Raw genomic sequence first — 13,052 nt, 5'->3', positions numbered from 1 at the left:
ACAAAACTCCCCAAACTCCTGCAAAAAAGATCGACAAGAATCAGGTCTTAAGTCCTAAATTCTTCTTCATGCCCAAACGGCCCCGCCTATGGATGGCGGAGCCGTTCAAGCGTATGGAAGCGCCCGTCAACGTTGCCGGGTCCTGCCAGGCGCCGTCCGTACCCGGTTAAGCCCTTAGAGCCGGAAGGGCTTCTCAGACGCGGTCCGCCAGCTTGACCATCAGGCGGGCCATCGTCTTGCGCTCGGACTCGTCGCCGACGTCCCACAGCTCCTTCAGGATGCGCTCTTCGTCGTTCTGCGGGTCGACCTTGTTGTCCAGGAACTCCCCGATCTCGTAGGCGAGCTTGGAGATCGCTTCTTCGCTGATGCCCATCTTCTTGGCCGCTTCTACCCGATCGCCCAGAAACTTTTTCCAAGTATCGAAGTTGCTCAGTACCGTCGACATCGTTCGCAGCCTCCTGCCGGTTAGAATTCATGCTACAAACGATAATATGTCCCGGTCTTCGCCCCGCTATCCGCCCGACGCTCTAGACGCGCCAGCCGCCGGTCAGGCCGATGACCTGCCCGGTGATGTAGCCCGCCCTGTCGGAGGCCAAATAAGCGACGAGCTCCGCCACCTCCTCCGGCTTGGCGAACCGTCCGAGGGGAATCTCCCGCAGCAGCGCTTCCTTCTCCTCTTCCGACAACGAACGGAGCATGTCGGTGTCGACGGCGCCGGGCGCCACCGCGTTGACGGTGACGCCGGAGGATGCCAGCTCCCGGGCGAGCCCCTTCGTGAAGCTGTTCAAGCCTCCCTTGGCGGCCGAATAGGCGACTTCGCCGGCCGCCCCGACCATTCCCCAGACGCTGGAGACGTGGATAATCCTCCCGCCGCGGTTCCAGCTCATCGCGGGCGCGAACAGCCGGGCGAGCCAATACGCGGACTTGAGATGGACGCGGAACAGATCGTCCCACTCGTCCTCCCCCGTCTCGTCGAGAAGCCCGTAATGGGCCGTCCCGGCGCTGTGAACGACGATCGACGGCATCAGCTCCCGGCGCTCCAGCTCCGCCTTCAGCTCGGCCAGCCGCTCGCCGGAGCGAACGTCCGCGCGGATGGCGCAGGCTTCCTCCGCCCCCGCCGCCAGGCACTGCCGGGCGACCTCCTCCGCCTCGCGCCGCGAAGATCCGTAGACGGCGACGACGGCCGCGCCTTCCTCGGCCAGCCGCCGCGCGACCGCGGCCCCGATCCCTCTGGAGGCCCCGGTCACGAGGGCGACCCGCCTCGCGAGGCGGGCCGCCGACGGATCGGTCACGCGCCGCTCCCCCGGACGACGGAGACGGCGAGACGGGAGGGATCGGCATGTTCGCGCAGGCGGGCGTTGATCTCCTCGAGAGTAAGGCTCTCGTACAGGTCGACGACGGCGAACAGATCGCCTCCCTTAAGCCGGTAACGGGTGAACTCTCCCGCGATGGCTTCCGGACTGTTCAGCATCCGCAGGTAAGCGCCGATCTTCTTGCGGCGGGTTCTCTCGAACACGCTCTCGGCGATGCCGCTCTCCGCGGCGGCGCGGAACGCGTCCGACACCCGGCGCAGCAGTTCGTCCGGGTCCTTCGTATCGCCGCCGATGACGGAGAACGCGTAGCCGGGACCCGTGTTGTACTCGTGGCCGAAGCTGTCGGAGATCAGGTTGTCGTCGTACAGCTCCTGGTACAGAGGGGAGCTCGCGCCGAGCAGAGCGTCCAGCATGAGCTTGGTCGCGAGCTCGCGGCGGATGGCGGCTTCGCCCGAGGCAGCGGCCGGCTCTTCCTTATAGCCGAACAGGCACTTCGGCAGCGAGACCGGAAGGTCGATCTCGATCTTCCGCTGACGAACCTCCGCCGGCTCCGGCTCGAAGAACCGTTCGATCGGGCCGGCGGGCTCGAAGGTCTTCGCCGCCTGGTTCGCCTTGACCCGCTCGAGCATCGCTTCCGCGTCCACGCCGCCGACGATGAACAGCGACATGTTCGACGGATGATAGAACGTGCGGTAGCATTCGTACAGCATATCCTTCGTGATCGACCGGACCGATTCGGCCGTGCCCGCGATGTCGATATGAACGGGATGCTTGCTGTACAGCGCCTCGATCAAGCCGTAGTAGACGCGCCAATCGGGATTGTCGCAGTACATGTTGATCTCCTGAATAATGATCCCCTTCTCCTTCTCCACGTTCTCGTCCGTGAAGTAAGGATTCTGCACGAAGTTCAGAAGCGTGTTCACGTTCGCCTCCACCGATTCGGTGGCCGAGAACAGGTAGACGGTCCGGTCGAAGCTCGTGAAGGCGTTGGCCGACGCTCCTTGGGAAGCGAACGTGGAGAAGATGTCGCCCTCGGGCTCTTCGAACATCTTGTGCTCCAGGAAGTGCGCGATGCCGTCGGGCACCCTTACTTCCTCTTTGCCTGCCGCGCGGAAATGGTTGTCGATGGAGCCGTAGCGGGTCGTGAACGTGGCGTACGTCTTCGTGAATCCCGGCTTCGGCAGGATGAACACCTCGAGCCCGTTGTCCAGCTTCTCGTGCAGGAGCGTCTCCTGAAGCTTCGGATATTGTTTGACCGCCATATCAGCCCTCCCCCTTCCGATCCCGCAGGAAATAGACCGTGTCGAGGCCGATCCCGCGGGCCGCTTCCGCGATCGCGTCCGGGGTCACCGCCTGAACGTCCGCGAGCAAGCTCTCGCCCGTCCGCTCGGCTCCGGACAGTACGTTGTTGAAGTCGAACGAGATTCTCTCGTACGCCGAGTCCTGGATCTCCCTCAGCTGGTTCGACAGCATCGCCTTCGTCCGCTCGATGTCCTCCGCGGCGAATTGCCCTTGCTTCATCGCCTCGAGCTGCTCGCGAATGATGCCGAGGGCCTTCTCGTAATTGTCGATCTCGATGCCGGACTGGATCGTCAGCAGGCCCTTGTGGCCGTCCAGCCGCGAAGAAGCGTAATAGGCGAGGCTGGCCTTCTCCCGGACGTTGACGAACAGCTTGGAATGGGGAAAAGCGCCGAGCACCCCGTTATAGACGAGAAGAGACGGATAACGGGAATCTCCGTAGCTGATGCCGGTCCGCAGCCCGAGATTAAGCTTCCCTTGGGCGACGTCCAGCCGCTCGACGATCGTCTGCGGCTCTTGGCGAGGCGCCTTCAGTTCGGGAGGCGAATAGCTCTGCGGCGAGCCGGCCGGCAGCTTGAAGGCCGATTCGGCGAGAGGCAGCACCTCTTGAAGGGACGTATCCCCCGATACGTACAGGTCGATAACCGCGTTAGACAGCCAATCTTGATAATCCCGGTACAGCGAATCCGCGTCCACAGACGCGAGATCTTCCTTGCGCCCGATCGCCAGCAGGCGGTACGGTTCGTCCTTGCACATCTCTTCGACGCAGCGCTCGGCGGCGTACCGGATCTTGTCGTTGACGATCGCTTCGATCCGCTTCGCCACCGTCGTCTTCTCCGCTTCCACGTAGCGGGTCCGGAAGCGTCCGTTCTCCAGCGCCGGCGAGGTAAGAGCCTCTCCGAGGAAGGCGACGGCTTCCCGCAGCAGCGGCTGCTGCGACGATACGAAGCGGTCGTTAATGACGTCCAGGCGAAGCTGGACGATCTGGTAATCCCCTCTTTTGTACAGATCGAAGCCGAAGCCCGCCCCGTACAGGTCGTCGAGACGCTCGCGGAAGGAGATCGTCTCCGGGTAGGAAGAAGTGCCCCTTCTCAGCACGAAAGGGGTGAGCGCAACCGGCGTCACCCTGGATTCGGTCAAAGGGATTCCTACGAACAGCGAGAGTGCGAAAGTCTTGAATCGCTTGGTCGGCAGCACGTTGATCCGCATTCTGCCGATGGAGCCGCGCTCGAATTGTTCGCTAGTCAAGGTATCATTCCCCTTAGAGTCTATTTCCAATTCAGCCCCATTCTAACCGATGGCCAACCGCGAAGCAAATGCGCGAGTCTCCGCGGCGGCGATTTTTTTTATGGCGAGGGCGTCAATAGCAGAAAATGTGCTTGCCGATCGTCTTGTACTGAGGCCGGCTCCAGATCCACTTGGAGGTCGCGGTCTCCGGGTTGAAGTAATACAGGCAGCCGTCCGTCGGATCCCAGCCGCTCAGCGCGTCCTTGACCGCCTTGGACGCCTTCTCGTTCGGGGTCAGCCAGATTTGGCCGTCGGCGACGGCCGTGAACGCGCCCGGCTGGAAGATGACGCCGGAGACGGTGTTCGGGAACTCCGAGCTCTTGACCCGGTTCAGAATGACCGCCGCCACCGCGACTTGGCCTTCGTACGGTTCGCCCCGGGACTCTCCGTAGACGGCGTTGGCCATCAGCTTCATGTCCTGCTGCGAGATGCCCATATGATTGGAGGCCGGCAGGTTGTTCCCTCCGCCGGACGTCTCCCCGCCTCCGGCCGCCTCGCCCGTCTGCGGCAGATCCTCGGCCGTCGGCCTCCAGTCCTGCGTCGCTTTCCAGAGCATGAGCTTCGTCTTGCCGCCGACGATGCCGTCCGCCTTCATGCCGAACTTCCATTGGAACCACTTGACCGCGTTCAGCGTCGACGGGCCGAATTGGCCGTCGACCGGACCGCTGAAGTATCCGAGCGCCTTCAGGCGTCCCTGCAGCTCGTAGACGTCCTTGCCCGCGGAGCCTTGCTGGAGGATGGCTTCGCTGAACGTCGATCGCGAATCTTTGGTCCGCTCCAGCGAATACAGACCGAGCAACCCCAATACCAGACAGACCGAGAGGATCACAAGCCGATATCTCACGTGCGAGTCACGCCTTTCCCAATCGATTAATGGGCTTGGATAAAAGCCGCATTCATGTCCATTAGTATGAGAAAGGTCTTCCAGACTTATTCGCGAATCCGCCCGCTTCCGGGCGTCGTCGGCCGAACTTCGACCGCGGCCTTCGACCGCGGCGCGATCGCGTCGGCGCGCCCGGACGCAACAAGACCGCCGTTGCCGGCGGTCTTGGGCTGCGGTCAAGAGGAGATCCGATGACCGGCTTGGTATTGCTCCAGCGTAACGAGAACTTCCCGCGGCTTGCTGCCTTCGTACGGGCCGACGATGCCCCGCGCCTCCATCGAATCGATCAGCCGGGCCGCCCTCGTATAGCCGATGCGCATCCGCCGCTGCAGCAGCGACACGGACGCCTGCTTCGCCTCGAGCACGATCGTGACGGCTTGATCGTACAGCTCGTCCAGCATCTCGTCCGAGGCGTCGTCCGATTCCTCGCCCACCTCGGGCACGAGCTCTTCGTTGTACTCGGCTTCCGCCTGTCCCCGGACGTGGGAGACGACGGCCTCCACCTCGTTGTCCGACAGGAACGCGCCCTGCACGCGAATCGGCTTCGACGCGCCCATCGGCAGGAACAGCATGTCTCCGCGCCCGAGCAGCTTCTCGGCCCCGACCATGTCCAGAATCGTCCGGGAGTCGACCTGGGAGGAGACGCCGAACGCGATCCGGCTCGGGATGTTCGCCTTGATGACGCCGGTGATGACGTCGACCGACGGTCGCTGCGTGGCGATGATGAGGTGGATGCCGGCGGCGCGCGCCATCTGCGCGAGGCGCATGATCGCGTCCTCGACGTCGCCCGCGGCGACCATCATCAGGTCGGCCAGCTCGTCCACGATAACGACGTAGTAAGGCAGGACGCCGTCCGGATTGTCCCCGCTCATCATAAGCGCGTTGTAGCCCTCGATGTTGCGCGTGCCCGACTTGGAGAACTTCTCGTAGCGCTTCTCCATCTCCACGACGATCTTCTTCAGGGCGAGCGCCGCCCGGCGGGGATCCGTCACGACGGGAGCCAGCAAGTGCGGGATTCCGTTGTAGACGTTCAATTCGACCATCTTCGGGTCGATCATGAGGAACTTCACTTCGTCCGGCTTCGCCTTGTACAGAATGCTCGTGATGATGCCGTTGATGCACACCGACTTGCCCGACCCCGTCGCGCCCGCGACGAGAAGGTGGGGCATGCGCGCCAGATTGCCTACGATCGGCTGGCCGGAGATGTCCCGTCCGAAGGCGATCGACAGCTTCGACTGCGCTTCCTGGAACGCCTGCGTCTCGAGCACCTCGCGCAGCGTGACGACGCTCACCTCGGAATTCGGCACCTCGATGCCGATCGCGGACTTGCCCGGAATCGGCGCTTCCATCCGAATATCCTTCGCCGCGAGGGCGAGCGCGATATCGTCGGTCAGGCTGACGATCCGGCTGACCTTCACGCCGACGTCCGGCTGCAGCTCGTACCGCGTCACCGCGGGACCGCGGGCCACGTCGAGAACCTTCGCGCGGACGCCGAAGCTCTCGAGCGTCGCTTCGAGCTTGCGGGCCGTATCGCGGTTGTCCGCCATCGAGCCGCCCTTGCCGGCGCCTTGCGGCTTGGCGAGCAGATGGAACGGCGGCGTCCGGTAAGGCCGCTTCGGTCTATGTATCGGCTTGGGACGAGCCGCGGCGCCTTCGCCGCCGGGCTCCGCGCCGGATCCGGCTTCGGCATCCCCGTCCGGTCCGCCTTCTCCCTCCAGCCCTTCTTCCTCCGCCTCCGGAGGCCATTCTTCCTCTCCGGGATATTCGTCTCCGGCCGGGTCAACGTCGTTCTCGCCGCCGTAACCGTCCAGCGGATCGCCGTCCGTCCAGCCGAGCCCGCCGGAATCCGCGGCCGGTTCGTCGGCCGCGGGCGGCGGCGCCTCCGGCTCGCTCTCGCGGACGGGCGGCTCTCCCTTGCCGAACAGCCGGCCGATGACGCCGTTGTCGCGCTCCTTCTTCTCCGCGCGCGAACCGAGATGAACCTTCGGTCCTTCGGCGGCCGGATACAGGATCGGTCCGCCCAGCTGGTCGTCGTCCTCCTCCCAGTCCGGCGCCGGCGAAGCCGCTTCCCGCCCCTCGTTGCCGTGGAACAGCTGGAAGAAGATCGGCTTCTTCTTCGGATCCGCGGCCAGAGGCGGCTCTTCGTCCAGCTCGTCCATTCCCGCCGCGGCGAGAACCGGCGCCTGCGCCTTCTTCTTGGACGGCTTCACGGGAACGGCCTTGGCGGAGATCGCCTTGCGCCCGGACGTCAAGCGGGCGAAGAGCATCGGCGCGATCCGCTTGACGAGAGCCCGGAAGCCCCGGATCATATCGACGTAAGAGCGGTTCGTGATCAGCATGACGGCGATGGCGAATTCGACGAGCAGGACGAACTTCGAGCCGTAGCTGCCGAACAGCCAGTACAGGATCGAATATTGCACCGCGCCGACGAGCCCTCCGCCGATGTCCTTCTCCCACATGCGGACGCCGGCTTCGACCGGACCTCCCCAGATCTGCTCGTACAACTGATGAAGCGTCTGGCTGAAGATGCTGGACGGAGTCACCGCCCCGAGCGGAGCCAGACGGCTGTCGACGAAGCTCATGCCGCTCCACAGCGCCATTCCGCAGCAGAGGAGCACGAAGCCGCTTCGCCTCGACGTCCACCCGCGGGGCCAGGCCCGCTTGATCATGACGTACAAGCCGAGCCAGATGCCGGCCAGCGCCAGCAGGAAATAAAATTTGCCCAGCACGTAGCCGAACAGCTTGGACAGAGAACGTCCTCCCGCCGCCTCTCCGTACATCGCGATGACCGAGAAGGTGATCAGGAGGATGCCGTAAATCTCGTATTTCAAACTCGCTCCGAGCGAGGACTTCTTGCGTTTGCGCTTGGCCAAATCGACCGCCTCCCGGATCAACATTATACCACAGTCGGTCCGGGTTTACATGATAGAGGATGGCTGGTTAACGCTCGGAACGGGCTTCTCCTCCAGGCCGGGAGTCCCATAATAGACGAGGCTGCCCGGCGAATATTCGGGAAGGAGGTAAAAATCCAGCGGAGCCGACACCAGCCGGACGACGCGGCCGACGCCGGGCGCGACCGGGGCGAGCAGCATCGTCAGCCCGCCCCGGCTCACCTCCACCATCGGCGCGGGCTCGTTGCCGATGCCGTCCAGCACGAGCTCCAGCGGCATGCTCGTGTACAGCGTCATGAGCCGACCACCGCCTCCTGAGCCTGCTTGCTCTTATGCTCGGCGATGCGGCGGTTCAGCTCCCGCAGCGCTTCCCCGATGCCGCCGACGGCGTTGATGAGGCCGTGGCGGACCGCTTCCTGGCCGATGACCGTCGTCCCGATGTCGCGGGTCAGCTCGCCGGTCCGGAACATGAGGTCCTTGAACGTCTCTTCGCTGACCTGCGAATGGCTCGTAACGAACCGGACGACTCTTTCCTGCATTTTCTCCAAATATTCGAACGTCTGCGGCACTCCGATGATCAGCCCGTTGAGCCGGATCGGGTGAATCGTCATCGTGGCCGTCTCGGCGATGAACGTGTAGTCGGCCGACACCGCGATCGGCACCCCGATCGAATGGCCGCCGCCGAGAACGACCGCCACCTTCGGCTTCGACAGCGACGAGATCATCTCGGCGATCGCGAGTCCGGCTTCCACGTCTCCGCCTACCGTGTTCAGGATGATGAGCAGCCCTTCGACCTTCGGATTCTGCTCGGCGGCCACCAATTGAGGAATGACATGCTCGTATTTGGTCGTCTTGTTCTGCGGGGGCAGCATCAGATGCCCCTCGACCTGTCCGATGATCGTCAGGCAGAAAATATTCGATTCCGCCGGCGGGACCGTCACCTGGCCGAGCTGGACCAGGCTGTCCGTCGCCGCGGAAGCTCTGCGCGCTTCTTCGCCGGGAGCCGGCTGCTCCGCCTTCGTCTCCGGCTTGCCGCTATCGCTCATGGGTTCGCTCCTCCGTTCCGCCCCTGTCGCTGCGGGGATTGGCATAGTATGAACGGGGCCCGCCCGATTCATCCGCGCGGCGCCGGAACGCGGGAAGGCCGCCCTCTCTTCTTCCCGAAGAGGGGCGGCCTTCCGAATGCGCGAGTGTGGGGTGATGCTTCGATTCTTCGTTCTATACTTCCATAATGATCGGCAGAATCATCGGTCTTCTTCTCGTCTGCTCGTACAGGAAGCGGCCGAGCGCGTCCTTGACGTTCGTCTTCAGCGACGCCCATTCGTTCACGTTCTCGCTCATCAGCTTCTGCAGCGTGCCGGAGACGATCTTGTTCGCTTCCTCCAGCAGGCCTTCCGATTCGCGGACGTAGACGAAGCCGCGCGAGATAATGTCCGGGCCGGACATGATGGCCCCGTCCTGCTTGCTAAGAGTTACGACGACGACCAGAATGCCGTCCTGCGACAGCAGCTTGCGGTCGCGGAGCACGATGTTGCCGACGTCTCCGACTCCGAGCCCGTCGATCAGCACGTTGCCCGCCGGCAGCTTGCCCGCCTTGCGCGCCGAGCCGTTCTGGAACTCGACCGTGTCGCCGTTGTCCAGCAGGAAGATGTTCTCCTTGTCGATGCCGACGGCTTCCGCCAGCATCGCGTGATGGCGAAGCATGCGGTATTCGCCGTGGATCGGAATGAAGAACTTCGGACGGATCAGGTTAAGCATCAGCTTCAGCTCTTCTTGGCTGCCGTGGCCGGAGACGTGCACGCCCGACACGGAGCCCGGCCCGTAGATGACGTGGGCGCCGAGGCGCATCAGTTCGTCCACCGTGCGGCCGACGTAACGCTCGTTGCCCGGGATCGGCGTCGCCGAGATGACGACGGTGTCTCCCGGAAGAATGTCGACCTTGCGATGGGTCGAACGGGCCATGCGGGTCAGCGCCGACATCGGCTCGCCCTGGCTGCCGGTCGACAAGATGACGACGCGGTCCGCCGGGAGCTTGTTCACTTCCTCCGGCTCGATCAGCATGCCTTCCGGAACGTGAAGGTAGCCGAGCTCGGAAGCGATGCTGACGATGTTGACCATGCTTCGGCCGACGACGGTCATCTTGCGGCGCGTCTCCATGGCCGCGTCGATGATCTGTTGGATCCGGTGCACGTTCGAAGCGAACGTCGCGACGACGACGCGCTGCTTCGCGTTGCGGAAGATATCGATCAATTCCTTGCCGATATTGCTCTCCGACGGCGTGAAGCCCGGGCGCTCCGCGTTGGTGCTGTCCGACAGCAGGGCGAGCACGCCGCGCTTGCCGATCTCGGCGATCCGTTGCAGGTCCGCGTATTGATCGTTGACGGGCGTATGGTCGAACTTGAAGTCGCCCGTATGCACGACGCTGCCTTCCGGCGTGTCGAGGCTGACGCCGACGGAGTCGGGAATGCTGTGGTTCGTCTTGAAGAAGCTCGCCCGGATGGAGCCGAGCTGCACCTCCGAGTCCGCATGGATCAGAATCCGCTTCGTGTCGCCGAGCAGCCCCGCTTCCTTGAGCTTGTTCTCGATCAGGCCGAGCGTCAGCTTCGTGGCGTACACGGGCACATTCAGCTGCTTCAGGACGTACGGCAGCCCGCCGATGTGGTCCTCGTGGCCGTGCGTAACCAGAATGGCTCGTACCTTATCGCGGTTCTCGAGCAAGTACGTAATATCCGGGATGACGACGTCGATGCCGAGCATCTCTTCTTCCGGGAACTTCAGGCCTGCGTCGACGACGACGATGTCGTTGCCGTATTGGACGACGTACATGTTCTTCCCGATCTCGCCGACGCCACCCAGCGCGAAAATAATTAATTTGTCTTGGTTGTTCTTCTTGGACAAGTCTAGTACCTCCTACATTGATTCGACGATCCCGCTCCTATGGAATTGTCAAGTTGCAATTATTTTTTTGGCCGCACCCAATCACTCAGTTCTCATTATACATGAAGCAAAAGCTGGAATTCAACCGGATCGATCTGGGGGAATCCGCCCGCAAGCCGTCCCGGTTAAGGTCCCCATAACGAAGAAAACCGATGCCTAGGCGCAGGCATCGGCATGACGAGTTCGTCCCGTTGGAAGCGCCTTAGCCGAGCAGCTTGCGGATGAACGCCGCTTCATCTTCGGAAGCTTCCACGAGCGGCAACCGCACTCCTCCGACCGGAAGGCCCTTCTGGGTAAGCGCGTATTTGACGGCGACGGGATTCGGTACCGGATGAGGGCAATGGAACAATCCTTTGAAGAACGGATAGCAGCGGGCGTTGATCTTCGCCGCTTCCGCCACGCGTCCTTCGGAATAGGCCTCGATCAGCTTCGCCATGTCCGCGCCGACGACGTGGCTGGCTACGCTGACGATCCCCTGGGCGCCGACGGCAAGAGCCGGCAAGGTTAACGCGTCGTCCCCGGAGTAGAGGACGAAGCCTTCCGGCGCGTCCTTGACGATCTCCGTCATCTGCTCGACGGACGCGCATTCCTTCGTCGCGAACACGTTCGGCAGCCGTGCGAGCCGAAGGGTCGTCTCCACCGACAGGCTGACGCCTGTCCGTCCCGGAACGTTGTAGAGCATGACCGGAAGGCTTGTCGACTCGGCGATCGCCTTGAAGTGCCGATAGAGCCCCTCCTGGTTGGGCTTGTTGTAATATGGCGCCACCAGCAGCACCCCGTCGACCCCGGCCTCCTCGGCCAGGCGGGTCAGCTCTATCGAATGCGCGGTGTCGTTGCTCCCCGTTCCCGCGATTATCTTGCAGCGCCCTGCCGCCCGATTGACCGCGAAGCGGAACAGCGCCTCCTTCTCGTCGTCCGTCAGCGTCGGGGACTCCCCCGTCGTCCCGCTGACGACGAGGCTGTCGGACTTCTGTTCGTCGATCAGATAATCGATCAGTCGGCCCGTGACCTCCCAATCGATCTCAAGCTTCTCGTTGAAGGGAGTAACCATCGCCGTAATCAAACGACCAAAGCTCATTGACCTTTCCTCCTCGTAGTTGCGCGAAGCGTTCCTTGAGAGCGTCCGGACCTTGTGCCGCTTCTCGTTCAGGGAGCGAGATGCAGTCCGAACGCCGTGTGCAGCGCTTGAAGAGCGGGCACCATATCGTTCTCAGCCACCAACACCCATATCGTCGCGTTGGAGTCTGCCGATTGCAGAATGGGGATATTCCTGGCCGTCAGCGCTTCCACGATTCGGGCCATCACGCCCGGCTCCCCGTTCATTCCCCCGCCGATGACCGATACTTTGGCGCAGCCGGATTGAACGCGCGGGCTGAACCCCATCTCATGGAGCAGCCTGACGGCGTGAGGAGCGTCCGAGTCGCCGACGGTATAGAGCACGCCCGCCGGCGTGACGTTGATGAAGTCGACGCTGATCGCGCTCTTCGCCATGGCGCGGAAGACGCGAAGCTGAAGATCCGAAGGACCGGCCGACGTCTCGACCGCCAGTTGGGTCACTCCGCGGACGTGGGCGAGCCCGGTCACCGTCCGGTCGGTCCAGCCGATCCGGCCGCGGACGTCTTCGGCGTTCGTGACGAGCGTCCCTTCCCCGTCGGAGAAGGTCGACCGCACCCGGACGGGCACGCCCGCCCGCATGGCGATCTCGACCGCCCGCGGATGAATGACCTTGGCGCCGTTGTACGCCATGTTGCAGATCTCCTCGTAGCTTACGAACGGGAGAGGACGAGCATCGCCGACGAGCCGCGGATCGGCCGTCAGGATGCCGTCCACGTCGGTGTAAATCTCGACCGCGGACGCCCCGAGCGCCGCCCCGAGCGCGGTGGCGGACGTATCGCTGCCGCCCCGGCCGAGAGTCGTGATCTCGCCGTCCTCGGTTCTGCCCTGGAAGCCGGCCACGACGACGACCCGCTCCTCCGCGAGGTACTCTTCGATCCTCGAAGGCTCGACTCTGAGAATTCTCGCGAAGCCGAAGCGCCCGTCCGTGACGATTCCCGCCTGCCCTCCGGTGAGGACGACGCTCGGGATTCCTTCGTTGTTCAGCATGCTGCACAACGTCGCCGCGGAGATCAGCTCGCCGCAGCTGAGCAGAAGATCCTTCTCCCGCTCCGGAAGCGAATTGCCGTTCGACCCGATCCATTCGAGCAGCGTATCGGTGGCGTACGGCTCGCCTCTTCGGCCCATCGCCGAGACGACGGCGACGACCGAACGGCCCGCTTCGCGTTCGCGGGAAATATGACGGAGGACGTGCCGCCGACCCACCTCGTCGGACAGCGACGTCCCTCCGAATTTCTGCACCGTGATCATGCCGCCATTCTGCCTCCATCCTATGAATTCGTGGAAGGATGTACGTTAAGGCGTATGAAGTGGGATCCTTGGTGCATC

Annotated in this window: 11 protein-coding genes; all 11 read right to left on the bottom strand. The window is 63.4% G+C overall.

Going from position 1 to position 13,052, the window contains the following annotated elements:
• Positions 1-193 precede the first annotated feature (193 nt).
• Entirely contained in the window at positions 194-445 is a 252-nt protein-coding gene (locus H7B90_RS02360; RefSeq protein WP_185134259.1) for a DUF3243 domain-containing protein, read from the bottom strand.
• An 82-nt stretch (positions 446-527) separates the two neighbouring features.
• Positions 528-1,292 (bottom strand): elongation factor P 5-aminopentanone reductase, encoded by a 765-nt coding sequence (gene ymfI, locus H7B90_RS02355; protein WP_185134258.1) that lies wholly within the window; start codon positions 1,290-1,292, stop codon positions 528-530.
• A complete protein-coding gene (gene yfmH, locus H7B90_RS02350) occupies positions 1,289-2,575 on the bottom strand; it encodes an EF-P 5-aminopentanol modification-associated protein YfmH (protein ID WP_185134257.1) in 1,287 nt (428 codons plus the stop codon). Before yfmH ends, ymfI begins: the two co-directional genes overlap by 4 nt.
• A 1-nt stretch (position 2,576) precedes the next feature.
• Positions 2,577-3,860, bottom strand: coding sequence for an EF-P 5-aminopentanol modification-associated protein YfmF (yfmF, locus tag H7B90_RS02345; protein ID WP_373315886.1), 1,284 nt, complete (start codon positions 3,858-3,860; stop codon positions 2,577-2,579).
• Positions 3,861-3,972: 112 nt separating this feature from the next.
• Positions 3,973-4,743 (bottom strand): spore cortex-lytic enzyme, encoded by a 771-nt coding sequence (gene sleB, locus H7B90_RS02340; RefSeq protein WP_185134256.1) that lies wholly within the window; start codon positions 4,741-4,743, stop codon positions 3,973-3,975.
• 215 nt (positions 4,744-4,958) lie between these two features.
• Positions 4,959-7,679, bottom strand: a complete 2,721-nt coding sequence (locus tag H7B90_RS02335; protein WP_185134255.1) for an FtsK/SpoIIIE family DNA translocase — start codon at positions 7,677-7,679, stop codon at positions 4,959-4,961.
• Between the two features lie 21 nt (positions 7,680-7,700).
• On the bottom strand, positions 7,701-7,970 hold the full coding sequence (locus tag H7B90_RS02330) for a YlzJ-like family protein (protein WP_185134254.1): 270 nt from the start codon (positions 7,968-7,970) through the stop codon (positions 7,701-7,703).
• Positions 7,967-8,719 carry a ClpP family protease gene (locus H7B90_RS02325; RefSeq protein WP_185134253.1) on the bottom strand — a complete coding sequence of 251 codons (753 nt, stop codon included), beginning with the start codon at positions 8,717-8,719 and terminating at the stop codon, positions 7,967-7,969. The genes H7B90_RS02330 and H7B90_RS02325 overlap by 4 nt, the downstream gene beginning before the upstream one ends.
• Positions 8,720-8,891: 172 nt before the next feature.
• Complete coding sequence (locus H7B90_RS02320; RefSeq protein ID WP_185134252.1) at positions 8,892-10,571, bottom strand: ribonuclease J; 1,680 nt, start codon at positions 10,569-10,571, stop codon at positions 8,892-8,894.
• A 241-nt stretch (positions 10,572-10,812) separates the two neighbouring features.
• Positions 10,813-11,688 carry a 4-hydroxy-tetrahydrodipicolinate synthase gene (dapA, locus tag H7B90_RS02315; RefSeq protein WP_185134251.1) on the bottom strand — a complete coding sequence of 292 codons (876 nt, stop codon included), beginning with the start codon at positions 11,686-11,688 and terminating at the stop codon, positions 10,813-10,815.
• A 68-nt stretch (positions 11,689-11,756) separates the two neighbouring features.
• A complete protein-coding gene (dapG, locus tag H7B90_RS02310; protein WP_185134250.1) occupies positions 11,757-12,974 on the bottom strand; it encodes an aspartate kinase in 1,218 nt (405 codons plus the stop codon).
• Between the last annotated feature and the right edge of the window lie 78 nt (positions 12,975-13,052).

The organism is Cohnella xylanilytica (assembly GCF_014212175.1).
GTDB lineage: Bacteria > Bacillota > Bacilli > Paenibacillales > Paenibacillaceae > Cohnella > Cohnella xylanilytica.
The sequence above is the reverse complement of the archived record's forward strand: the minus strand, read 5'-3'. Positions and strand labels throughout refer to the sequence as shown.

What these genes read in the sequence shown, in the direction of transcription:
- dapG (WP_185134250.1), bottom strand. Translation starts at nt 12,974, where the DNA reads ATGATCACGGTGCAGAAATTCGGAGGGACGTCGCTGTCCGACGAGGTG.
- yfmH (WP_185134257.1), bottom strand. Translation starts at nt 2,575, where the DNA reads ATGGCGGTCAAACAATATCCGAAGCTTCAGGAGACGCTCCTGCACGAG.
- H7B90_RS02330 (WP_185134254.1), bottom strand. Translation starts at nt 7,970, where the DNA reads ATGACGCTGTACACGAGCATGCCGCTGGAGCTCGTGCTGGACGGCATC.
- H7B90_RS02335 (WP_185134255.1), bottom strand. Translation starts at nt 7,679, where the DNA reads ATGTTGATCCGGGAGGCGGTCGATTTGGCCAAGCGCAAACGCAAGAAG.
- dapA (WP_185134251.1), bottom strand. Translation starts at nt 11,688, where the DNA reads ATGAGCTTTGGTCGTTTGATTACGGCGATGGTTACTCCCTTCAACGAG.
- H7B90_RS02360 (WP_185134259.1), bottom strand. Translation starts at nt 445, where the DNA reads ATGTCGACGGTACTGAGCAACTTCGATACTTGGAAAAAGTTTCTGGGC.
- H7B90_RS02325 (WP_185134253.1), bottom strand. Translation starts at nt 8,719, where the DNA reads ATGAGCGATAGCGGCAAGCCGGAGACGAAGGCGGAGCAGCCGGCTCCC.